The organism is Pseudomonas sp. NPDC089569 (assembly GCF_050280625.1).
Taxonomy (GTDB): domain Bacteria; phylum Pseudomonadota; class Gammaproteobacteria; order Pseudomonadales; family Pseudomonadaceae; genus Aquipseudomonas.
The window spans coordinates 1-24068 of record NZ_JBNNVQ010000058.1 but is presented as its reverse complement, the minus strand read 5'-3'; the positions used below and the strand labels follow the sequence as shown (position 1 = coordinate 24068).

The 24068-nt window shown below is 61.6% G+C and carries 17 protein-coding genes; 8 read left to right on the top strand and 9 right to left on the bottom strand.

All coding sequences use genetic code 11. The features are described from left to right. Positions 1-417 precede the first annotated feature (417 nt). The 6 genes from mgtA (at position 418) to ACQKP2_RS20560 (ending at position 10426) form a co-directional block, all read left to right on the top strand. On the top strand, positions 418-3135 hold the full coding sequence (mgtA, locus tag ACQKP2_RS20585) for a magnesium-translocating P-type ATPase (protein ID WP_427579023.1): 2718 nt from the start codon (positions 418-420) through the stop codon (positions 3133-3135). 101 nt (positions 3136-3236) lie between these two features. Continuing rightward, positions 3237-3650 (top strand): response regulator, encoded by a 414-nt coding sequence (locus ACQKP2_RS20580; protein ID WP_427579021.1) that lies wholly within the window; start codon positions 3237-3239, stop codon positions 3648-3650. Positions 3651-3759: 109 nt separating this feature from the next. Continuing rightward, a complete protein-coding gene (locus tag ACQKP2_RS20575) occupies positions 3760-4386 on the top strand; it encodes a response regulator (protein WP_427579020.1) in 627 nt (208 codons plus the stop codon). Continuing rightward, the gene (locus ACQKP2_RS20570) at positions 4387-7626 is read left to right on the top strand and encodes a transporter substrate-binding domain-containing protein (RefSeq protein ID WP_427579018.1); all 3240 of its coding nucleotides are present in this window, start codon (positions 4387-4389) and stop codon (positions 7624-7626) included. It abuts the gene before it with no gap. 235 nt (positions 7627-7861) lie between these two features. Further along, on the top strand, positions 7862-8728 hold the full coding sequence (locus ACQKP2_RS20565) for a pirin family protein (protein ID WP_427579017.1): 867 nt from the start codon (positions 7862-7864) through the stop codon (positions 8726-8728). A 255-nt stretch (positions 8729-8983) separates the two neighbouring features. Beyond that, the gene (locus ACQKP2_RS20560) at positions 8984-10426 is read left to right on the top strand and encodes a mechanosensitive ion channel domain-containing protein (protein WP_427579015.1); all 1443 of its coding nucleotides are present in this window, start codon (positions 8984-8986) and stop codon (positions 10424-10426) included. A gap of 139 nt (positions 10427-10565) precedes the next feature. Here the strand turns inward: ACQKP2_RS20560 and ACQKP2_RS20555 are convergent, their stop codons facing one another. Both ACQKP2_RS20555 and ACQKP2_RS20550 read right to left on the bottom strand, forming a co-directional pair. Further along, positions 10566-11525, bottom strand: coding sequence for a FecR domain-containing protein (locus ACQKP2_RS20555; protein ID WP_427579014.1), 960 nt, complete (start codon positions 11523-11525; stop codon positions 10566-10568). Then, positions 11525-12031 carry a sigma-70 family RNA polymerase sigma factor gene (locus ACQKP2_RS20550; protein WP_427579012.1) on the bottom strand — a complete coding sequence of 169 codons (507 nt, stop codon included), beginning with the start codon at positions 12029-12031 and terminating at the stop codon, positions 11525-11527. Before ACQKP2_RS20550 ends, ACQKP2_RS20555 begins: the two co-directional genes overlap by 1 nt. Before the next feature lie 213 nt (positions 12032-12244). Here ACQKP2_RS20550 and ACQKP2_RS20545 point away from each other — a divergent pair, with 213 nt between their 5' ends. After that, positions 12245-12685: a carboxymuconolactone decarboxylase family protein gene (locus tag ACQKP2_RS20545; protein ID WP_427579010.1), complete on the top strand. Its 441-nt coding sequence runs from the start codon at positions 12245-12247 to the stop codon at positions 12683-12685. 21 nt (positions 12686-12706) lie between these two features. On the opposite strand, the gene ACQKP2_RS20540 is transcribed toward ACQKP2_RS20545, so the two are convergent. The 4 genes from ACQKP2_RS20540 to ACQKP2_RS20525 form a co-directional block, all read right to left on the bottom strand. Next, the gene (locus ACQKP2_RS20540) at positions 12707-14299 is read right to left on the bottom strand and encodes a DHA2 family efflux MFS transporter permease subunit (RefSeq protein ID WP_427579008.1); all 1593 of its coding nucleotides are present in this window, start codon (positions 14297-14299) and stop codon (positions 12707-12709) included. After that, positions 14296-15417: an HlyD family secretion protein gene (locus ACQKP2_RS20535; protein WP_427579006.1), complete on the bottom strand. Its 1122-nt coding sequence runs from the start codon at positions 15415-15417 to the stop codon at positions 14296-14298. The genes ACQKP2_RS20540 and ACQKP2_RS20535 overlap by 4 nt, the downstream gene beginning before the upstream one ends. Before the next feature lie 594 nt (positions 15418-16011). Then, the gene (locus ACQKP2_RS20530; protein WP_427579004.1) at positions 16012-16962 is read right to left on the bottom strand and encodes a choline ABC transporter substrate-binding protein; all 951 of its coding nucleotides are present in this window, start codon (positions 16960-16962) and stop codon (positions 16012-16014) included. 111 nt (positions 16963-17073) lie between these two features. Continuing rightward, positions 17074-18549 (bottom strand): aldehyde dehydrogenase family protein, encoded by a 1476-nt coding sequence (locus ACQKP2_RS20525; RefSeq protein ID WP_427579002.1) that lies wholly within the window; start codon positions 18547-18549, stop codon positions 17074-17076. 202 nt (positions 18550-18751) lie between these two features. On the opposite strand from ACQKP2_RS20525, the gene ACQKP2_RS20520 reads away from it, so the two are divergent. After that, complete coding sequence (locus ACQKP2_RS20520; protein ID WP_427579000.1) at positions 18752-19480, top strand: class II aldolase and adducin N-terminal domain-containing protein; 729 nt, start codon at positions 18752-18754, stop codon at positions 19478-19480. Positions 19481-19614: 134 nt separating this feature from the next. Here the strand turns inward: ACQKP2_RS20520 and ACQKP2_RS20515 are convergent, their stop codons facing one another. The 3 genes from ACQKP2_RS20515 to ACQKP2_RS20505 form a co-directional block, all read right to left on the bottom strand. Next, entirely contained in the window at positions 19615-20664 is a 1050-nt protein-coding gene (locus ACQKP2_RS20515) for a GlxA family transcriptional regulator (RefSeq protein WP_427578998.1), read from the bottom strand. A 9-nt stretch (positions 20665-20673) separates the two neighbouring features. Continuing rightward, positions 20674-22335: a choline dehydrogenase gene (locus tag ACQKP2_RS20510; protein WP_427578996.1), complete on the bottom strand. Its 1662-nt coding sequence runs from the start codon at positions 22333-22335 to the stop codon at positions 20674-20676. Between the two features lie 161 nt (positions 22336-22496). Continuing rightward, positions 22497-23666 carry an aromatic ring-hydroxylating oxygenase subunit alpha gene (locus ACQKP2_RS20505; protein WP_427578994.1) on the bottom strand — a complete coding sequence of 390 codons (1170 nt, stop codon included), beginning with the start codon at positions 23664-23666 and terminating at the stop codon, positions 22497-22499. Positions 23667-24068 lie beyond the last annotated feature (402 nt).

The following is a 24068-nucleotide window of genomic DNA, read 5'->3' as shown; positions in this document are numbered from 1 at the left end:
CCTGCTCGCGATTGAGCCATTAACGGCAGCGCAAATCCATAAAGCTGAACCCTCCCTGAAGAACCCCGCAATTCCCCCTGCAAGATCCTGTAACAGGTTTACTCTGCAAATACCGGGGCGTAAGCTTCGCGCGTTTTCAATCAATAGCGGAGACCCACAGTGGGTACTTGTTCGAGTGACAGTAGTCGGCCGGTTTCGATAACCGGCACATTCTCGGCCAGATAACGCGCTCCCTTTCGTGCCGTTGTCTCGCCGTAAAAGCGAGCAGCGGCATCCCGATCACGGCCATCATCGGTCCGTGTCCCGACGTCCTACTCATCGACGCTGAACCGTGCGTGATGTTCGACCCTGTGTCGTCATCGCGGCGCACCGACACGCCTGCTCGACGGTTTCCCGGCTGACCCTGGGGGAACTGCCATGAACCTGAGCCTGCTCAAGGAATTCTTCGCCGGATTTCTGCGCACCCGCCACATTGCCCGGCACTTCCGTCGCCTGGCACTGCTGGAAACCTTCACCGACACCACGGTCAGCCGTGAAGTGCCGCCGACCCTTGCGCAAACCCTGGTCAGTGCCGCCGGCAGCGATACCGGCTCGTTGCTGGACTTGCTGGGCAGCCACACCGATGGCTTGAGCGAGGTAGAAGCCGAAGCCTTGCGCGAACAGTTCGGCCTCAACGAAGTCGAGCATGAGCAGCCGCTTCCTTGGTGGGTCCACCTGTGGCACTGCTACAAAAACCCGTTCAACCTGCTGCTGACCTTGCTGGCGGTCATCTCCTGGCTGACCGAGGACATGAAAGCCGCCATCGTGATCTTTTCCATGGTGGTGCTTTCGACCCTGTTGCGCTTCTGGCAGGAAAGCAAATCCAACCAGGCGGCCGACGCCCTCAAGGCCATGGTGAGCAACACCGCCACGGTATTGCGTCGCGATCAGGACAGCCAAAGTGCCCAGCGCCTTGAATTGCCAATCAAGCAACTGGTGCCGGGGGACCTGATTGTGCTGTCGGCCGGTGACATGATCCCCGCCGACTGCCGGGTGCTCAGTGCCAAGGACCTGTTCGTCAGCCAGGCGGCGATGACCGGCGAATCGATGCCGGTAGAAAAATTCCCCCGCCAGCAGGACCGCGGCACCCTCAACCCGCTGGACCTGGACAATATCCTGTTCATGGGCACCAACGTGGTGTCCGGTACGGCCATGGCGGTGATCCTCACCACCGGCAACAGCACCTATTTCGGTGCCCTGGCCCAGCGGGTCGGTGCGACCGACCGTGCACCCACCTCGTTCCAGAACGGGGTCAACAAAGTCAGCTGGCTGCTGATCCGCTTCATGTTCGTCATGGCGCCGCTGGTGTTGTTCATCAACGGTTTCACCAAGGGCGACTGGACCGAGGCACTGCTGTTCGCGCTGTCGATCGCCGTGGGCCTGACCCCGGAAATGCTGCCGATGATCGTCACCTCGACCCTGGCCAAGGGCGCGGTGTTTCTGTCACGCAAGAAAGTCATCGTCAAACGCCTGGATGCCATTCAGAACTTCGGCGCCATGGATGTGCTGTGCACCGACAAGACCGGGACCCTGACTCAGGACAAGATCTTCCTGGCGCGTAACGTCGATGTCTGGGGCAGCGATTCGGACGATGTGCTGGAAATGGCATACCTCAACAGCTACTACCAGACCGGCCTGAAGAATCTGCTGGATGTGGCGGTGCTCGAACATGTGGAAGTCCATCGCGAACTGAAGGTCGGCACGGCGTTTCGCAAGGTCGATGAAATTCCTTTCGACTTCACGCGTCGGCGCATGTCGGTGGTGGTTGCCGAGCGCGACCACCCGCATCTGCTGATCTGCAAGGGGGCTGTGGAGGAAGTGCTGGCGGTGTGCACCCGGGTACGTCACGGCGAGAAGGATGAAGTGCTGAGCGACGCGTTGCTGGCGCGGATCCGCCAGGTGACGGCCACCTTCAACGCCGAAGGGTTGCGGGTCGTGGCCGTGGCCGCGCGGTCGATGCTTGAAGGGCACGATGCCTACAGCCTGGCCGATGAGCAGGAACTGACATTGATCGGCTACGTCGCGTTCCTCGATCCGCCCAAGGAAAGCACCGCACCGGCGCTCAAGGCCCTGGCGGAGCACGGCGTGTCGGTCAAGGTGCTGACCGGCGACAACGAACTGGTGACCGCCAAGATTTGCCGCGAAGTCGGCCTGGAGCAGCAAGGCTTGCTGATGGGCAACGACATCGAACGCATGACCGACGCCGAACTGGCGGTGGCGGTCGAGCGCACCAACGTCTTTGCCAAACTGACGCCGTCGCACAAGGAACGCATCGTGCGCCTGCTCAAGGGCAACGGCCATGTGGTCGGTTTCATGGGCGACGGCATCAACGATGCACCGGCCCTGCGTACCGCCGATATCGGCATTTCGGTGGACAGCGCCGTGGACATCGCCAAGGAAGCGGCAGACATCATCCTTCTGGAAAAGAGCCTGATGGTGCTGGAGGAGGGCGTGCTGGAAGGGCGGCGGACTTTCGCCAACATGCTCAAGTACATCAAGATGACCGCCAGTTCCAACTTCGGCAATGTGTTCTCGGTGCTGGTGGCCAGTGCGTTCATTCCGTTCCTGCCGATGCTGCCGATGCACCTGCTGGTGCAGAACCTGCTGTATGACATTTCGCAGATCGCCATCCCGTTCGATAACGTCGATGCCGACATGCTGAAAAAACCGCAGCGCTGGCAGCCGGCGGATGTCGGTCGGTTCATGCTGTTTTTCGGGCCGATCAGTTCGATCTTCGACATCACTACCTTTGCCTTGATGTGGTACGTGTTCGACGCCAACACCCCGGATCACCAGACCCTGTTCCAGTCCGGCTGGTTCGTGGTCGGGCTGCTGACCCAGACACTGATCGTGCACATGATTCGCACACCGAAGGTACCGTTCCTGCAAAGCCGCGCGGCGATGCCGCTGCTGGTGATGACCGGGTTGATCATGGCCGTGGGCATTTTCCTGCCGATGGGGCCGCTGGCGCACTACTTCAAGCTGCAAGCGCTGCCTTCGCTCTACTTCGTGTTCCTGCCGGTGATTCTGCTGGCGTACATGGGCCTGACCCAGGCAGTGAAGGGGTTCTACATCCGGCGGTTCGGTTGGCAATGAGGTGTCTGCTGTGGCGCATGGCTTTTCGGAAAAGTCCTACAGAAAGCCCTGGGGCTCTTCCGTAGCCTTGCGCCCTCATTCATCTGCCCGCGGGGGCCCCGTTGTCGACCCAGTCATTGCGTATCCTGATTGCCGACGAGCAACACTTTAACCGGCTGACCATCGAGCGTTGCTTCAACCGGTTCGGTTGTTACCGAGTGGCCCCGGTGCAAAACCTGGAAGAGCTGCTGACGTTGGTGGAGTACGCGTGTGAGTCCTTCGACCTGCTGGTCATCAACGCCGCGCTGGCGCACGGGAAGCTGGACCTGCGGGACTTCTGCCTCGATAACCGGCAACTGGGCCATGTATTGATTTACGACGGCCAGCGGGCCGGGTTGCCGGTGATTCCTGCGTGCGGGCAGCAGAAGGTCGAAGTCAGTCATGCCTTGTTGCCCGATCTTGCGTCGATCGAGCGCTTGATTGCACTCAGGGATACGCAGCTGCCGTTCGTCGGGACTGTCATTTCTGTCAGGTAGTCCGGTGAGCTTATCCATGCAAGAGTCTATGCGCAGCCACTGCGTCTGATCCGGGCCTTGCCCAAGGGCAGCAGTGCTCGACCGTCGTATTTTTGCCCAGGGAGTTGCCATGAAGTCAGCGCTGGTTGTGGACGATCATCCGGTGATTCGCGGCGCCGTCAAAATCGTACTCAAACAGGAGGGATTCAAGCGTATCCACGAAGCCGACAGTGGGAATGAAGTCTTGTCGTTGATCCGCGAGCACCAACCGGAACTTGTCGTGCTGGATCTGAATATTCCTTCGCTCGACGGGTTGGATGTGCTGGCACGAATCCAGGCCGGGGAGGTGGCCTGCCGCGTCGTGGTCTTCACGTCCCAGGAGCCGGAGTTTTATCAGGACCGCTGCATGCGCGCCGGTGCTGCGGCTTATGTAGCCAAAACCAACGATCTGCAACATCTGCACAAGGCCGTGCATGCCGTGATGGGGGGATACACCTACTTCACGCGATTGCCGTCCAGTTCAGTGTCGATGAGTACGTTGCAGCGCAGCGAAAAACAGATGATCGACAACTTGTCGGACCGCGAGTTGACGATTTTCCAGCACCTGGCGCGGGGCATGAGCAACAAGGGCATTGCCGAAGTCATGCACCTGAGCCACAAGACCGTCAGCACCTACAAAACCCGTTTGACGGAAAAGCTCAACGTCGAGTCGTCGGTGCATCTACGCGATCTCGCCCGGCGAAACCATTTGATCTGAATGAACACCTTGCGGCGCTTGCGCAACCTGAAAAATCTCCTGTTGCTGGGCGTCTTCCTCGGGGCATCGAGTGTCCATGCGCAACCGCAAGCCCTGGCCTTGCTGGGGCGCTCAAACGTGGAAGGCTACAGCGCCAGACTGTCGGAGGCCGATGCGCGCTGGCTGCAGAGCAAGGGCCGCTTGGTGCTTGCCGTCTCCGCCCCCGACTATCCTCCTTTCGATATCACCACCACCGGTCATGCCCTGGAAGGCATGACCGCCGATTACGCCGGTTTGCTCGCGCAGCTGCTGCGGGTGCCGATCGAGGTTCAGCGCTACGAGTCGCGCGAGCAAGCTGTGCAGGCGCTCAAGCAAGGGGCGGTCGACCTGTTGGGAACGGCCAACAGTTTTGAAGCGCAGGATCCGCAGTTGCAGATGTCCGGCGCCTACGCGGTGGATCAACCGGTGCTGGTGACCCGCGACGATCAGCCCCAGACACTGGTGCCGACGCTGGCCGGCATGCGCCTGGCGATGCTGTATCACTACTTGCCCGAACGCAGCGTTCGGCAGTTCTATCCGCAGGCGCAGGTCCGGCTCTTTCCTTCGACGCTGGGGGCGGTGGGGGCGGTGGCTTTTGGTCAGGCGGACGTGTTTCTGGGCGATGCGATCAGCGCCCATTACCTGATCAGCAAGAATTACCTGAACAACGTCCGGCTGGCCGATTTTTCCGCCATGGAGTCCGGTCGCTTCGCCTTTGCCATGACCCGCGACAATCGCCAGTTGCTGCGCATCGTCAACCAGGCGCTCCTTGTGATCACCACCAATGAGCAGATGAACATCCTGCGCCGCTGGGGTGCCAGCGGCGCATCCATTGCCGGTACCGAGCCACTGCAATTTAGCGTGGCCGAGCAGCAGTGGCTCAAGCAACACCCTCGTTTGCGCGTAGCGGTCAATGACAACCTGATGCCGATCTCCTTCTTCGACAGTGACGGCCGGTTTCGCGGTATCGGTGCCGATGTCCTGGCGAAAATCAGCCTGCGCACTGGCTTGAAGTTCGACGTGCAGGCGACCCGTTCCATTGCGCAAATGTATGAATGGATCAGGACGGGGCAAGTCGACCTGGTAGCGGGGATCAGCCCCAGCATCGAACGCGAGGCTCAATTGCAGTTCACCCGTCCGTTTCTCACCAGCCCCAATGTCCTGGTGACTCGCGCAGAACCCGGCAGCCCGATGACCCTGGATGACATGGCCGGCAAAACGCTGGCGATTACCCAGGGCAACAGTGCCGGCGAGTTCATCCGCCAGCATTTTCCGCAGATCCGCCTGGTCGATGCGCCGTTGACGGCGGATGCGATGGACATGGTCGCCCAAGGCAAGACTGACGGTGCAATCAATTCATTGATCGGCGCCCGCTACATGATTTCCCGTTTGTATCGCGATCGCCTGCAAGTGACCAGCACGGTGGGTGTCGATCCCGCTCGCAGCACACTGGCTACCGGTCGGGACACTCCCGAGCTGCACTCGATCCTGGACAAGGCCTTGCTCAGTATCGCTCCCGAAGAGATCGACGAAATGACCCAGCATTGGCGCAACGACCTGATGCTGGAACAAAGCTATTGGTTGCGTCATCGCCAACAGATTTTCCAGGCGTTCGCCGTGGCCGGTGCCTTGCTGCTGCTTGCCCTGGGCTGGATTGCCTGGCAGCGGCGGCAGATACGCCAGCGCCAGCAGTGGCTCAGGCAACTGCAGGATGCCAAGGACGCCGCCGACGATGCCAACCGGGCCAAGACCACGTTCCTGGCCACCATGAGCCACGAGATCCGCACGCCGATGAACGCCTTGATCGGCATGCTGGAACTGGCGCTGAAACGGGCGGACGAGGGCGTTACCGACCGGGCGGCCATCGAGGTGGCCTCGAATGCCGGGCAACAGTTGCTGGCCTTGATCGGTGACATCCTGGACATCGCCCGCATCGAGTCCGGGCATCTGTCGCTGGTGCCCGAACGCGCCAATCTGCAGGCGTTGGTGGCGTCGGTGTGTCGGGTTTTCGAAGGGCTGGCGCGACAGAAGAACCTGCAATGGCGGGTCGAACTCGACGAGCATGGCGACCGCGATGTGTTGATCGACCCCACGCGGTTCAAACAGGTGCTGTCCAATCTGTTGAGCAATGCCATCAAGTTCACCCAGGCCGGCGAGGTCAGCCTGAAATTGCAGGTGGTGCCCGCACCACCGGATCGCCTTGCCGTGAGTGTGCTGATCGAAGACAGCGGCAGGGGTATCAGCGCCTTTGACCAGCAACGCTTGTTCAGCCCGTTCGTGCAGGCGGGGAACAGTCGGCAATCAGGAAGGCAGGGCTCCGGGCTCGGGCTGGTGATCAGCCGCGCGCTCTGCGAAATGATGGGCGGGCGCTTGCAACTCGACAGTGTGCTGGGGCGCGGTACACGGGTGCAAATCAGCCTGCGTCCGCTGGCGTTGCCGGCGCTGCCCGCCGTCGAGATGCCACAAGGCGAATCATTGCCCAGGACCCGTCCGCTGAGGATTCTGGTGGTTGATGACTATCCGGCCAATCGCTTGCTGCTCTCACGGCAGTTGAGTTACCTGGGGCATCAGGTACAGGTCGCGGAGGATGGCCGACAGGGCTTGGGGCAATGGCGCGAGCACGTCTTCGACCTGGTCGTCACCGACTGCAACATGCCGCTGGTCAGCGGCTATGAGCTGGCGAGGGCGATCCGTGACGAAGAGCGTTTTGAAGTGGGGCAACGGACCCTCATTCTGGGGTTCACCGCCAATGCCCAGCCCGAGGAAAAAGTTCGTTGCATCGAAGCAGGCATGGACGATTGCCTGTTCAAGCCCATTCGGTTGATCGACTTGAGCACCTGGCTGGCCGACACATTTTCCAGTGAGTCGACCAGTGCAGCCCAACTGCCTGGCGTCACTGAAATCGATTTGAGCGGCTTACGCCAGTACACCGGCGCGGACAGTGAACTGATCACCCAGCTCTTGCACGATCTGGCCGTGTCCAACCGCAATGATCGCCAACGCTTGCAGGAAGAACACGCCAGCGGCAATCAACACGGCTTGCGCGAACTGGCGCACCGCATCAAGGGTGGGGCGCAGATGGTTCGGGCGATGAAGCTGGTCGAGTGCTGCGAACAATTGGAGCGTGCATGTGGTGAGGGTGATGCCCAATTGATCGACGCCGCGGTCGATCAGTTGCATCAGGTCATGACACGTCTGGATCATCATCTTGGGCAAGGCTGAAATTCAGTTCCAGTGCAGAGGCCTGCTGCCCGATATGACGCCTTCGCGGGCAAGCCTCGCTCCTACAGATCCGTGTCGCAGTGTTCGTGGACAACTCCTGCCCACGGTTCGGCGGGTTCAAGATGTAGATATTGTTCCGCTGATAGAACACTGAGGCTGTTTTTTGCCGTCTAGCGCAAGAAAGTGTCGGGTTTTATGATTAATTCATGGTTTGACCACTTCTTCAGGAGACACCATGAAAAACATCATCGGTATCTACACCAGTCCGCGGGGCCACTGGGTTGGCGACGGTTTTCCGGTTCGTACGCTGTTTTCCTACGACGGTCTGGGCAAACACATCAGCCCGTTTCTGTTGCTCGACCATGCAGGCCCGGCCCAATTCACCCCGACCACCGCGCGGCGCGGCGTGGGTGAGCATCCGCACCGCGGTTTCGAAACCGTGACCATCGTTTACGAAGGCGAAGTGGAGCACCGCGACTCCACCGGCGCCGGGGGCATCATCGGACCGGGTGATGTGCAATGGATGACCGCCGCTTCCGGCATCATCCATGAAGAGTTTCATTCCGAGGCCTTCGCCAAGAGTGGCGGCAACCTGGAAATGGTCCAGTTGTGGGTCAACCTGCCGGCCAGGGACAAAATGGCCGACGCCGGTTACCAGACCCTCCTGGATCGGGATATCCCGAATATTGCCCTGGCGGAAAATGCCGGCAGCTTGCGATTGATCGCAGGCGAATTCGCCGGTCAACGCGGTCCGGCGCGAACCTTCACGCCTATCGATGTCTGGGATCTTCGGCTGAATGCCGGCAAGACGCTCGATCTCGACCTGCATGAGGGGCACAACACCGCACTGGTGGTGCTGCGCGGTACGGTTCGGGTCAATGGCCTGGAATCAGCGCGCGAAGGGCAGTTGGTTCTGTTCGAGCGCAAGGGCGACCGGCTGAGCCTGGAGGCCGGCACCGATGCCGTGGTGCTGCTGCTCAGCGGCGAGCCGATCGATGAGCCGATTGTCGGTCACGGCCCGTTTGTGATGAACACCGAGCAGGAAATCCACCAGGCCTTTGCCGACTTCCACTCCGGGCGTTTCGGGCGGATGCCCCTGTAGGAGCGAGCAAGCTCGCGATGGACGTCAACGATGACGCTGGAGCCCTGATGCCCCGCGGTGTCCTTGCGTCCATCGCGAGCTTGCTCGCTCCTACAGGGTTTGGCTGATCGTTCCCACGCTCCGCGTGGGAATGCAGCCCGGGACGCTCCGCGTCCCAACAAGAGCATGGGACCGATCAGGAGGCTGTATGGGCTCAGTGAAATTGCGCCCAATGTGTGCGATCTTTTGCCTATCGTCCCGCGCTGGAGCTGCTTGATGCCGTCGTTGCTCGCCGAACACCCGCTTATCTGTGCTCTGGTCCTGATCCTGGTCGATCTGGTGTTGTGGCGCCTGATCGTTGCCAACCACGGCAACTGGCAAATCGTGGTACGGGTGGTGATCTTCTCGCTGTTCAGCATCCTGTTGTTCAACGAAGGCCTGAATCCCATGGAGCCGGCGCCGTGGGCCGACAATGTACCGCTGCACCTTGCCGCCACTGGCCTGCAGATCGGCTGGTGGCTGTTCGGTGCGCGTACGCTCACGGTGCTGATCTGTGCGGTGATGATGCAGCGGGTCGGTCATACCGGACGGTTGTTGCAAGACTTGCTCGGCGCGCTGATTTTCCTGATCGCAATCATCGCCGCCATGGCCTATGTGCTCGATCTGCCGGTCAAGGGCGTGCTGGCCACCTCCGGTGCGCTGGCCATCGTTGTCGGCCTGGCCTTGCAGAGTACCCTCAGCGACGTGTTTTCCGGGATCGTCCTGAACACGACCAAGCCCTATCAGCTCGATGACTGGATCGCCATCGACGGCACCGAGGGCCAGGTCATCGATATCGATTGGCGGGCCACCCGGTTGCAGACGGCCCAGGGCAGCATGATCGTGATTCCCAACTCCCTGGCGGCCAAGGCCAAGATCACCAACTTCAGCCGGCCCAGCGATATGTTCGGCGTTTCGATCAGCTTGCAGGTCAGCCCCCATGTCCGTCCGCAAACGGTGATCGATGCCCTTGAACGGGCGATGCAGGGATGCCGTGTTCTGATGAATGCGCCGGCGCCCAAAGTGGCGCTGAAAAACTCCAGCCCGGCCGGCGTGGAGTACGAAATCATCGGGTTTGTCGCCTCGATGAGCGAGAAACGCTCGGTGCGCATCCAACTGTACGACCTGGCGTACCGGCATTTGCAGGCGTCCGGAATCACCTTGCTGTCGAGTGTGGAACCCAACCCCTCCAGTGAACATTCACGGCCACGGGCATTGCTCGACAGCTCGCCGATATTCTCGACCCTGCGCCAGGAAGAAAAAGACACCTTCAGCCAGAACATGACCCTGCAAACCTTCCGCAGCGGAGAGACGATCCTGGCGGCAGGGGAGGTCAGCCATCACTTGTTCATCATTGAGTCCGGGGTGGTCACGGTCACGCTCAATCGCCACGGGATACCGTTCGAGTCCGGGCGCATGGGACCGGGCGAGGTGATCGGCGAGGCGGGAATCCTGAACGACAGCTCGGTGCCCGCCGAGTTTGCTGCGAAGACGTCGTGTGCGCTTTACCGCATCGAAAAGGAATACCTCAAACCCTGCCTGGCCGCCCGTCACGACATCAACGAGGCAATGACCACCCTGCTGGATTTCCGCCTGCACAAAGCCAAGGTGCTGACCCAGGAAGAACCGGTGCTGGTGCAGAAGAAGGGGTTTTTGCAGTGGTTGCTCAGGCGGGCGTAACACCGCGGCGCGGATCGTCGGAACGCCGCCATCGCGAGCAGGCTCGCTCCCACAATTTGTGCCCAACGCAAATTCAATGTGGGAGCGAGCCTGCTCGCGATGGCGGCAGTCGATTTCGCCGATTCATTCAAACGCTGCCTCAAACCCTTGGTTCAACCGTCAACCAATACCGGGTCAATCGGCTGATGTTCAGCGGCAAGGTATCGCTGAGCAGACGCAGGCTGGCGTCGGTATCTCGCACGGAAAACGCCCCGGTCACCCGTAGAGCCGCGACATCCGGGTGGCAGCGCAGTACACCTGGCCGGTAGCGACCGAGTTCGCCGAGCAATTCGTCCAGGCGCATGTTGTCGGCCAACAGCATGCCCTTGTCCCAGGACATGGCTGCCATGTCGAAGCGCTCCACGGCGTCGAACCGGTTCAGCTTGAAGCGCTGGCGCTCGCCGGCCGTGAGGGTCGTACTCTGCTGCATTAGCTGCGGCGTGACCGTCACCTGTCCTTCGAGCACTGAAATCCGGCTTGCGGAGCCTTCGGTACGCACACAAAACCGTGTGCCCAACGAGCGTGCCGTTCCCTGGGGCGTTTCGACGATAAAGGGGCGTGCGGCGGGGTCTGTCGCGGTACTGACAAGCAGTTCGCCATCGAGCAACAGGACACGCCGCTCGCTCGGGTTGAAGGCGATGTTCACCGCGCTGTCGGTGTTGAGCAGCAGCTGGCTGCCGTCGGGCAATTGCAGGTGCTTCTGTTCGCCCACGGCGGTGCGCTGATCGGCGCTCCATTGCTCCCACGGCAGATGTTGCGCGGCCATGCCCAAGGGGCCGGCCATGATCAGCAAGCCCAGACGGGTGAGGGTCTGCCGGCGGCTCAGGCCTTCCTTGCGAGAAGCCCGTTGCAGGGTTTGCATGGCGAGGTTGGCCGGGACACTGCGCATATCCCCCAGCAGCATTTCGGCCCGCTGCCAGGCCTGGTCATGTTCCAGGCTACGACCGCGCCATTGGGCGATGGCCAGATGATCGGCGGTGGTGGCCGTGCCGGAATGCAACTGAACCAGCCAGTCGGCGGCTTCGCCGAGAATTTGCGGATTGATCATCGACGAACTCATCACGCGACACTCAGGCAGGCAATGAACGCTGCGCGCATATGGCGCTTGACGGTGATCAGCGAGACCTTCAGGCGGATGGCGATCTGGGCGTAGGTCAGGCCTTCGATCTGCGACAGCATGAACGTATCGCGGGTGGCTGCCGGCAGTTCGCGCAGCAGCGCTTCGATGCGCCACAGGGTTTCGAGGATCAGCAGGCGAGTTTCCGGCGAGGGCACTTCAGCCGCCGGCAAATGCGCGATGGTTTCCAGGTAGGCGCGCTCGATGTCCTGTCGCCGCCAGCGATCAATCATCAGGCCCTTGGCAATGTGCGTCAGCAGGGCCCGCGGTTCACTGCCAAGCGGCTTGGCCACCCGGCGCGTCAACAGGCGCAGGAACGTATCGTGGGCCAGGTCGGCCGCATCGCATTGATTGCCCAGTTTGCGCTGCAACCAACCCTGCAGCCAGCCGTGATGTTCGTGATAAAGGGTATGGATTTGCTGGTTCAGCGGTTGATCGGCAGATGACATGACGGGCAGATACTCGACTCGGGGCATCCTGCGTGAGTGCAATTAAGAATTGATCGCATTCTAGTGGCGCTGGCCCGGTGATGGCAATTCTCATTTCGCACTTTCTTTGCGCTAGCCCGTCAGTGGCCTACTCGACTTCCCGAATATTGGATATTTGTGTAATCCGCCGGCAGGACTAACGTAGCGGCACACCCAATCGCTCTGGAACATGCCATGCAACCACGTATCGATTTCTACACCGCAAGCCCTGACGCCCTCAAAGCCATGATTGCCCTGGAAACGGCCGTTTCCAAACTGGGACTGGAGAAGAACCTGCTCGAACTGGTCAAGCTGCGGGCCTCGCAGATCAACGGCTGTGCCTTCTGCATCGACATGCACACCAGCGACGCGATCAAGGGCGGTGAAACCCCGCGTCGCCTGTTTGCCGTGACGGCCTGGCGCGAGGCGCCGTTTTTCACCGAGCGTGAACGTGCCGCGCTGCTGTGGACCGAATCCCTGACTCAGCTCAGCCTGACTCACGCTCCGGACGAAGATTACGAAGTGGTCGCCGCGCAGTTCAGCCCCAAGGAAATGGTCGACCTGACCGTCGCCATCAGCACCATCAATAGCTGGAACCGTCTGGCGGTAGGCTTTCGCAAGACGCCTCAGGCCTGATTGCCGGCAGATGCCGACGCCTCAATGGGCGTCGGCGCTTGGCGCGGCCGGTGGTTGTACCTTGCGCATCAAGGGCACCATCGCCGTGGCGATGACGAAGCACACCCCGATCATCAGAAACGCATCGCCGTAGGTTTGCGTCTGCGCTTCACGGTAGGTCAGCAGCCAAAGCTGATGCAGGCTGGCGGTCACGCCGACGTCGCCGCTCTGACCCAGTGCGGCGAAGTTGTTGCCGACCTGGGACAGCCATTGATTGAGCGCCTCGTTGGTGCTGTTGAGGTGCTCGGCCAACCGCGTGAAGTGCAGGTTGGTGCGGTCATTGAGAATGGTCGCGCACGCGGCGATACCGATGGCGCCCCCCAGGTTTCTCATCAAGTTGAACAACCCCGACGCGTGTTTGAGCCGTGCCGGCGCCAGTCCGCCAAGGGTCAGCGTCACCGCCGGCGGCACCGCCAATTGCTGGGCTATGCCGCGAAACGCCTGGGGCAACATCAATTCCCGGGCACCCCAGTCGTGGGTGATCGGACTGAAATCCCACATCGACAGAGCGAACAGACCAAGGCCGGTCATCATGATCCAGCGCAGGTCGATGCGGTTGGCCAGAAAGGCATACAGGGGAATTGCCATGAGTTGGAACACCCCGGTGGAGAAAACCGCCAGACCAATGTCCAGCGCGCCGTAGCCGCGCACCCGGCCCAGAAACAGCGGCGTCAGGTAAATGGTGGCGAACAGGCCGATACCGGTGACGAACGAGAAGAAACAGCCCAGGGCGAAGTTGCGATCCTTCAAGGCGCGCAGATCGACGATAGGGTTGGCCACGTACAGGGTGCGGCTGATGAACGCCAGCCCCGCCAGACCACTGATCCACGCGGTGGTCAGGATGGTGCGGTCACTGAACCAGTTCCAGCGCGGGCCTTCTTCGAGGGTGTATTCCAGGCAACCGAGGAACAGCGCCAGAAACACCATGCTCAAGTAGTCCGCGCCCTTGAGCAGCGACAGTTCCGGCTGGTCGATCCTGACCAGCATCGGCACTACCACTGCGACGAAAATCCCCGGCACCAGGTTGATGTAGAACAGCCAGTGCCAGGACGAAATATCAGTAATCCAGCCGCCGATGACCGGCCCCAGGGTCGGCGCCAGGGAGGCCACCGCGCCAATGGTAGCGGCGGCGATCACCCGTTGCTTGCCGCCGAAGAAAACGAACGCCGTGGTGAACACCATCGGGATCATCGAGCCGCCGAGAAAGCCTTGCAGGGCGCGGAAGGCGATCATGCTCTGGATGTTCCAGGCCACGCCGCACAGCAGGCTGGTCAGGGTGAAACCCACGGCGGACGCGCAGAACAACCAGCGTGTGGAAAACACCCGCGACAACCAGCCGGACAGCGGGATCACAATGATTTCGGCAATCAGGTAGCTGGTTTGCACCCAGGCCGTTTCGTCGGTGCCGGCGGACAGCCCGCCACCGATGTCGCGCAACGACGCCGAAACGATCTGGATATCCAGCAGGGCGATGAACATGCCGATACACATGCTGGCGAAAGCGAAGACCTTGGTGGCCGTGGCCATGCTGGCGGCATCGAACGGTTGCGCCGGTGCGGCGCTGGCCCGGCTCACGGCGCGCTGGCCACGGTGGGCGCTTCAGGCTCCTTGCGCGTGTCCACTTCAGCGGTCACCGACAGGCCGGGACGCAGGTGACCGAGCACGCTGTCGGCCGGATCGAGGTGGATACGCACCGGTACCCGCTGGACGATTTTGGTGAAGTTGCCGGTGGCGTTTTCCGGTGGCAGTACGCTGAATTGCGAACCGCTGGCTGGCGCCAGGCTGTCCAGATGTCCGTGGAATTCCTGCCCCGACAGCACATCGGCGCGAATGATCACCCGTTGGCCTGGCGACATGCGGGCCAATTGGTCTTCCTTGAAGTTGGCGTCGACCCACAGTCCGCTGGACGGCACCACCGACAGCAATTGCGAACCCGCCTGGGCATATGCGCCGACCCGGGCGCGACGGTTGCCGATCACACCATCCACCGGCGCGCGCAATTCGGTATAGCCGACGTTCAGTTGCGCCAGATCACGTTCGGCGCGGGCCTGGATCAGGGCGGCGCGAGCCTGTTGTTTCTGTGTGGCGATGACGTTCAGCTGACGCTGCGCGGCCAGCAGTTCAGCCTGGGCGCGGGCGCTCAAGGCTGAAGCCGTCTTGAAGGTGGCGTTGGCGCGTTGGGCGCTTTCAACCGAGACGGCGTTGGTGCTGACCAGCTTCTTGTAGCGCGCATCGTCATCACGGGAGCGAGCGGTTTCGGCACCGGCGGCATCGATACCGGCGCGGGCCTGGCCGATCACGGCCTGTTGCAGTTGTTCGGTGGCGTCGAGGTTGGCCAGCAGGGCCTCTTGCGCCGCCACCGCGCCTTCGGCCTTGGCCAGGTTGGCGCGGTAATCCCGAGAGTCGAGACGAATCAGCACATCGCCGGCCTTGACCTTCTGGTTGTCGGTGACGAGCACTTCGTCAATGTAACCGGCGACTTTCGAACCGATCACCGTCACGTCGCCGCCGATGTAGGCGTCGTCGGTTTCCTCGATGTAACGACCGGTCGTCCACCAGTGCGCGGCGTAAACACCCGCCAGCACCAGCGCTGCTGCACCCAGTGTCGGTAACAGCAGGCGCTTGAGCAGGGGAGGCCTGGTCGCCTTCACCGGCGCGGCAAGGTCGGGTTCAACGGTAGGCATGCTGGTCATGGACGGTTACCTGTGAAAGCGGCTGTTTATTACGCGTGTAATATGACGCAGGTAATATATTTTGACAATTTATTTTTACAGCCGATGGTCGGGTGGCGCGCAGAAGCATTCCTGTAGGAGCGAGCACGCTCGCGAAGATGGCACATCCAACACAAAGGCTTGCTGACCCGACGCCATCGCTGGCAAGCCAGCTCCCACAGATTGGGGGCGTTCACGACTTCTGCGTCCGGTGCAAAACCTGTAGGAGCGAGCACGCTCGCGAAGATGGCACATCCAACACAAAGGCTTGCTGACCCGACACCATCGCTGGCAAGCCAGCTCCCACAGATTCGGGGCGTTCACGACTTCTGCGTGCGGTGCATAACCTGTAGGAGCGAGCACGCTCGCGAAGATGGCACATCCAACACAAAGGCTTGCTGACCCGACGCCATCGCTGGCAAGCCAGCTCCCACAGATTGGGGGTGTTCACGATCTCTGCGTGGGTGCATAACCTGTGGGAGCGAGCCTGCTCGCGATGGCGGTGCACCAGGCAACATCGTTGGTGACTGGACGGCCGCTATCGCGAGCAGGCTCGCTCCCACATTATTTAAATGGTTATTGGCTCGCTAACTTTGCACCAGCCACAGTCACACCATCCTTGCCATCGCGGCTACTGACCCCAACCAACCACGCCTGCAGCACCTCGGGATGCGCTTTGAGCCAGGCCTTGGCCGCCGCCCTGGGTTTCTGGTTCTGGTTCAGGACCGCGTCCATCAACTGGTTTTCCATGGCCAGGCTGAACTCCATGTTTTGCAGGAGCTTGCCGACATTGCTGCATTCGCTGAGGTAGTCCTTGCGCACGTTGGTGTACACCGTGGCCTGGCCAAAGTTGGGGCCGAAGTAGTCGTCGCCGCCGCTCAGGTACTTCATCTTGTTGCGGGTGTTCATCGGGTGCGGTTCCCAGCCCAGGAATACCATCCATTCGTTCTTGCGCGTGGCGCGCTTGAGTTGCGAGAGCATCGCCGCTTCGCTGGATTCGACAATCTTGAAATCCTTCAGGCCAAAGGCGTCCTTGTCGATCATGCTCTGGATCAGCCGATTGCCATCGTTGCCCGGTTCGATGCCGTAGAGCTGGCCGTTGAGCTTGTCCTTGAAGCGGGCAATGTCGGCGAAATCATGCAACCCGGCGTCGTACACGTAATCGGGTACCGCCAGGGTGTATTTGGCACCGTGCAAATTGGCGCGCACGGTTTCCACGGTGCCGGCGTCGCGGTAGGGCTTGATGTCGTTTTCGGTGGTGGGCATCCAGTTGCCGAGGAACACATCCAGTTCCTTGCCCGAAGACAAGGCGCGGTAGGTCACCGGAATCGACAACATCGTGGTTTTGGTTTTATAGCCCAGCGATTCCAGCACTTCACTGGCGACGGCTGTGGTGACGGTGATGTCCGTCCAGCCGACATCGGAGAAACGTACCGTGGCGCAGGATTCCGGCTCGCCAGCCTGGGCAAGCAACGGGACGCACAGGCAGGGAATGCAGAGCGACGCAAGCAAGGGCAAGGCTTTCATGGATCAACTCCTCAAGGGTGAACGTCGGCAGCGGTTTGGGGTAAGGCGTTTTTTGTTGTTTTGGGTGCGGCAAAAAACCTGCTTTAACGCGTTGAGCCAGATCGACCCCCGTCAGGGCTGATCGACACCGAACCAGTTCAGCGCGGCCGGTTCGGTATTGAGATAGACGTGCTTGAGTTCGGTGAACTCATCGAGCCCGGCCCGCGACAGTTCGCGACCGATGCCGCTGGACTTGTAGCCGCCCCACGGCGCCTGCGGGAACGCGGCGTTGTAGTCGTTGATCCACAGGGTGCCGACCCGCAGTCGCCTGGCCATGCGCCAGGCCTTGCCGGTGTCTTGCGTCCAGACGCCGGCGGCCAGGCCATAGGGCGTGTCGTTGGCCAGCTGCAGGGCCTGGGCTTCACCGCAAAAGCGCTCGACCGTGATCACCGGGCCGAAGATTTCTTCGCGGGCAATGCGCATGTCGGCGGTGACGTTGCCGAGAAGGGCGGGATGCAACCAGAACCCCCGCTCGAATTGCTCGGGGATGGTTCCACCGGCCAGCAAGGTCGCGCCTTGTTCCACGGCACCGGCAATCATCGTGAGGATCTGGTCGCGCTGACCAGCGGAGATCAGCGGGCCCATTTGCGTCGACTGATCCAGGCCATTGCCCAGGCGGATGCGCCGGATGCGTTGTTGCAGTGCCTCGACAAACCGGTCATGAATGCCGTCTTCGACCAACAGCCGCGAGCCGGCGGAGCAGATCTGCCCGGCATTGAAAAACACCGCGTTCAACGCCTGATCCAGCGCCACGTCGAAATCGGCATCGGCGAACACAATGTTCGGATTCTTGCCGCCCAGCTCCAGTGCCACTCGCTTGAAGTTGCCGCTGGCGGCGCGCATCACCTTGCCGCCGGCCCCGGCGCCACCGGTCAGCGACACCAGGTCCACTTCATCGCTGGCGGCGAGCAATTCACCGACTTCACCCGGCCCGCACAGCAGGTTGAACACCCCTTGGGGCAAACCGGCCTGTTCCAGTAAGGCCGTCAAGCGATGGGCCGTCATCGGCGTCAGGCTGCTGGGCTTGAACACCACCGTGTTGCCGGCGGCCAGGGCCGGGGCGATTTTCCACACCGCTTGCAGCAGCGGGTAGTTCCAGGGGGCGATCAAGGCGCACACGCCCACCGGTTCACGCTGGTTGAAGCTGATGACATGGGCCGGTGCATGGCTGTTGACGCTGGCGCTGTCGCTTTCCAGCAGGGCGGCGTAATAGCGGAACGTGGCCACCACGTTGCCGATGTCGCCCAGGCTTTCGCCCAGGGTCTTGCCGGCGTTGAGGGTTTCCAGGCGGGCCAGGTGTTCGGCGTCGCGCTCGATCAGTCCGGCGATTTTCTGCATCAGTTGCGCACGCTCGGTGACCGGCATGCTTGCCCAGGGACCGTCATCGAATGCCCGGCGTGCGGCACTGATCGCCCGTTGCGCATCCGCCGCATCGGCAACGGCCACCTGCGCCAAGACTTCTTCGGTGGCGGGGTTGATCACATCGCGATACTGCTGCGCCTGTGGCGCTTGCCAGTAACCTGCGATGAACAAACGAATCTGCAGCATGGGCGTCTCCAGCCAAGTGGGTCGTGGCCGTCACTATGGCTGGGTGGCTATTGCCGCTCTTGATCAAACGCGGCATATCCACGCCGTTTTCCCACGATTGCGAAAGCGCGCAAAAACGGCAGCCGATGTCGTTTGCCATCAAGTGCCCACAGGGCGTCTCTCTACACTGCCAGGCATCCGATCAACGTCTTTGGAGCACGGGATGAGTCAATCTGTCGAGCAACTGAGGGTTCATCTGGCCTGCGCGTTCCGTTGGGCCGCGCGGTTGAACCTGCACGAATCCATCGCCAATCATTTCAGCGTGGCGGTATCAGGGGACGGCCGGGAGTTTCTAATCAATCCGTACGGCAAGCACTTCTCGCGCATCAGGGCCAGTGACCTGCTGCTGGTCAATGCCGATGAACCCGCCAGCCTCGATCGTCCCGGCGCGCCGGACATCACCGCCTGGGCTCTGCACAGTGCCTTGCACCGCAACCAGCCCCACGCCCGTTGCATCCTGCATACCCACTCCCGATACGCCACGGCGCTGGCTTGCCTGGCGGATTCGCGTTTGCCGCCGATCGAGCAGAACTGCATGCGCTTTTTCGAGCGCGTGGTCATCGATGAGGGCTTCGACGGCATGGGGCTGGGGGATGAGGCCGAGCGGGTCAGCCGCTTGCTGGGGGACAAGCCGATCCTGTTGATGGGCAATCACGGGGTGCTGGTGGCCGCGCCGAGCATCGCCCAGGCATTCGATGATCTGTATTACTTCGAACGGGCCTGCGAGACCTACATCACCGCGCTTTCAACCGGCCGCGAGTTGCGCATCGCCAGCGATGCAATCGCCCGCAAGACGTGCCGGCAATGGCTCGACTATCCGGGCTTTGCCGACAAGCATTTCAACGCCTTGCTGGGGATTCTGGACGAAGAGGAACCGGGCTATCGGCTGTAACCATTGCCCCGGTCACAGGTTACCTGTAGGAGCGAGCATGCTCGCGATGGACGTCAACGATAACGTTGGCTGACTGGATGCCCGCGGTGTTCTTGGGTTCATCGCGAGCTTGCTCGCTCCTACAGGTAAAGAGGTCAGCGCTTCCTGGCCAGCGGCTGGCGCATCACCGGTGCGGTCCATACCTGGCTGCGGTCTTCGCTGGGCGGGCAGCCGAAACGCGCGCGATAGGTGCGGGAGAAATGCTCCAGCGATCCGAATCCCGAACTGGCCGCGACCTGGGCCACGCTCAGTTGCGTCTGCTGCAACAGATTGTGTGCCCTGGCCAGGCGCAGAGTGAGGTAGTACTTGAGGGGCGACAGGCCGGTCTGATGCTTGAACTGGCGCTCCAGCTGCCGTCGTGACAAGCCGACTTCATCGGCAATCGCTTCGCAGTCCAGCGGTTCTTCCAGCGCCTTTTCCATCAGTTGCACGGCCCGGCGGATCTTGCTGCCGTACAGGCCGCTGTGGCCCGGACCACCGTCCAGCTGGTTGTCCGCAGGCGCCCGTACCTTGCCCATCAACAGATGCATGCCGATTTCCCGCGCCAGTTCGCTGTCCACACTCTGGCCGATCCAGCCGAGCAGCATATCCAGCGTCGTCGTCGCACCCGCGCACGTCAGGCGTTGTCGCTCCAGCGTGTACAGCTGCGGACGGGCGTGGACGCGCGGATAGCTTTCCTGGAAACCCTGCAGGTTGTCCCAATGCACCGCCGCTTCATAACCGTCGAGCACGCCGGCAGCGGCCAGCAGTTCGGTGCCGGTTTCCACGCCCATCAACACGGCACCGAACAGCGCCTGCTTGCGCAGCCAGCTCTTGAGCGCGACGTTGCGGCTGTGTTTGTGCACATCGAAACTGGCGATCACCAGGCACGCATCAAACCCCTGATCGGTCTTCAAACCGTCGTCGGCCACGGTGGTCAGTCCGTTGCTGGCCTGCACGGGGCTGCCGTCCAGCGACAGCAGTGACCATTCGAACAGTTGCCGCTGGGTCAGCCAGTTGGCGATGGCCAGGGGTTCGAGCACGGCGGCCAGGCCGAAGTTGGAAAACGACGGTAACAGCAACACCGCGACGCGCAACGGCGCGACATCGCCGCGTCGCCAGGTGAAGCGCGATTGCGTCTTGCTGTCGGATACCTGATCGCTCATGTCTGCCCTCTATCGTTGCTGAGTCTGCCATTGCGGATGGATCCATACCGGGACATCGGCGCCGGGCAAGGGGGACTTGCCGCCAATCATGTCACTGGCCTTTTCCGCGATCATCACCGTCGGTGCGTTGGTGTTGCCACTGACGATGATCGGCATGATCGAGGCGTCCACCACGCGCAAACCTTCAAGGCCATGCACGCGCAGTTGCGCATCGACCACCGCTTCGGCATCGCCCGGCGGCCCCATCTTGCAGGTACCACTGGCATGGTAGCCGGTTTCCGTCACTTGCCGGGCCCAGGCATCCAGCGCTTCGTCACTTTGCGCCTGCGGGCCGGGCACCAGTTCCTCACCCCGGAACGCGGCCATGGCCGGTTGCGCGATGATCTCGCGCACCAGTCGCGCGCCGGCGCGCATGTCGGCACGATCCTGCTCGGTTTTCAGGTAATTGAACAGGATGCGCGGCGGTTGCCTGGGGTCGGCGCTGTTGAGGGTGACGCTGCCCAGGCTGGTAGGGCGCATCAGGTCGATATGAATCTGGAAGGCGTGACCGGGCACCAGGTTGACGCTGCCGGGTTTGACCGCCAGCGGCATGAAGGTCAGTTGCAGGTCGGGGTGCTCGACGCCCGCGCGGGAGCGAATGAACGCACCGGCCTCGAAATGGTTGCTCGCCGCCAGCCCGTCATGGGTGGCGAACCAGCGTGCGCCGATCCACCATTTGCCCGGTGCGGTGGTCCAGGGGTACAGCGACACCGGTTTCTTGCACAGGTATTGAACGACGGTGTCCGGGTGGTCGTTGAGCCGCCGGCCGACGCCGGGCAGGTCATGCTTGACCCCGATGCCCAGATCGCGCAGTTCCGCTGCCGGCCCGACACCCGACAACAACAGCAACTGCGGTGAATTGATCGCCCCGGCGGTCAGCAGCACTTCGCGGCTGGCAAACGCCTGATGGACTTCGCCGCTTTGTTCGTACTCGATGCCGATGGCCCGTTGGCCCTCGAACAGAATGCGCAACGCCAATGCATCGGTGGCCACCCGCACATTGCCGCGGGCCAGCGCCTGGCTCAGATAACCCCGCGAGGTGCTCCAGCGCCGTCCGGTGCGAGTGGTGCGGTCCACTGGCCCGAAAGCTTCCTGGCGATAGCCGTTCAGATCATCGCTCAGGCCATACCCGGCCTCGGCACCGGCCGCCAGAAACGCGGCACACAACGGCGTTTGCGTGTCGCCTGGGGTGACGTGCAAATGCCCCGTCGCCCCGCGATAGTCATCCGCGCCGTCGGCATGCTGCTGCGCGCGCTTGAAGTACGGCAGCACCTCTTGATAGCTCCAGCCCTCGCAGCCTTGTTCGGCCCAGGCGTCGTAATCCCGGGCATGGCCGCGGATGTAGACCATGCCATTGATCGAAGACGAACCGCCCAGGGTCCGGCCGCGCGGCGTGCCGATGCGGCGTCCGTCCAAAAAGGGTTCGGGCTCGGAACTGTAGCTCCAGTTGTAACGTGTGCCGCCCACCACCAGCCCCACGGCAGACGGCATGTCGATGGTCCAGCTCTTGTCCGCAGGTCCCGCTTCGAGCAGCAGAATCCGTACCGCCGGATCTTCGCCCAAGCGGTTGGCCAGCACACAGCCTGCGGACCCTGCGCCCACAATCAGGTAATCAAACTCATGGTCGGCCATGGTTCGGGGTGCTCCCTCAGAAAAAGGTCATGACACCATCCCCCCTGTAGGAGCGAGCATGCTCGCGAAAAACCTGAGAACGACGCGTTATTCCAGGACAAACGTGGAATCGTTCACGACCATCGCGAGCATGCTCGCTCCTACAGGGGATTGGGGCTAGCTCAGATCGCGGAACCGCCATGAATCCCGTTGAACACCAACCGGTGGAAGTGATGCACCAGGTGTTCGCTTTCATTGCTGCGCTGGGCGTCGATCATGTAGCGGCCCTGGTCGTAGCCCAGCGAGCGCAGGCCTTTTTGCACCGAGATGTTCAGGGCAATGTCTTCCGGGCCCAGGTCTTCGTTCATCCACTTCATGCACGCCGTGCTCACGGCGGCGGTCTGCGGGTTGCTGGAGTAGTAACCGAAGCGCAGCAGCGAGCGCTCGGCGTCCAGCGGAATCATGATGAACGAGCCCAAAAACTCCGAGAACGGGAAGGTGTAGAAGGTGTTGTTCGGCCACATGCCGATGTTGAAGAAGCACTCGTCCGGGTTCAGGTCCTTGCGCAGCGGTATGCCGTAGGCTTCGGTCACCGACAGATTGGCCGGGGCGATGTAGGTCCACCAGTTGTCGCGTTTGGTCAACCGGTAGCCCTTGAAGTCGATGAGTTTGGCCAGGTCGATATGGCAGGGGCCAGACAGCTTGAAGTGATAGCCCTCGATGGAGTTGTCCATGATCACCTTCCAGTTGGCGGGCACGATCACGTCCTGTTCCTCGATCAGGCGCATGTTGGCCAGGTCAGGAAATACCCGGCGGATTTCTTCGTCGGCGCCGGGGAACAAGTCACGCAGCGACGGCGCTTTCGGGTCGAGGTTGAAGTAAATGAACCCGCCCATTTCCTCGGTGCGAATCTGCGGAATATTGAACTGCTGCAACTCGAAGTTTTTCATCTTCTCGCAACGCGGCGCACTGCGCAGGGTGCCGTCCATTTCGTAGCACCAGGAGTGATAGGCGCAACGCATCACCCCGCCGGTGTTGCCGCGCCGCGCTTCGAGCAGGCGATTGCCGCGATGCTGGCAAACGTTGTGGTACGCATGGATTTGCCCCTGACGATTCATTGCGACCACCACACTCTGGTCGAACAGATCGGTCACCACATATTGCCCCGGCTCGGCGAACTCGCTGACGTGCCCGGCCACATGCCAGGCGTGCATGAAAATGTTGTCGCGCTCGGCCTTGAACAGGGTCTCGTCATAGAAATAGCGCGAGGGCAGGGTGAAGGCTTCTTCCGGGTCCTGATGGTCCCAGCCGTCGATCGAACTGTGTGCTTTGAAAGTGTGTTGAGTGTTCATCGGGACACGCTCCTCGGTGACAGGCGCCGCACGGTACGGCTTCGTTCTGGGAGCTAATCTAGGGGGCGGGAAGACGGGCGGATTGATCAAAAGCGACCAGTTGCGGGAGGAAAACATCAAGGATAGGGCAAATGATCGTCCATGGAGCGAAGGTGTATTCATTGACGCTGTATGACATGAGGCCGCCATCGCGAGCAGGCTCGCTCCCACAGACTCGCGACACACCGCCAATTGGTGGCCCCCCAAAAAAACCGTAGGAGCCAGGCTTGCCGGCGAAGGCGTTTGCATTGGCGTTGCATGACGTGAGGTCGCCATCGCTGGTAAGCCAGCTCCCACAGACTTACGACACGCCGCTAATTTGTGGCTCCCCCCAAAAAAACGTAGGAGCCAGGCTTGCCGGCG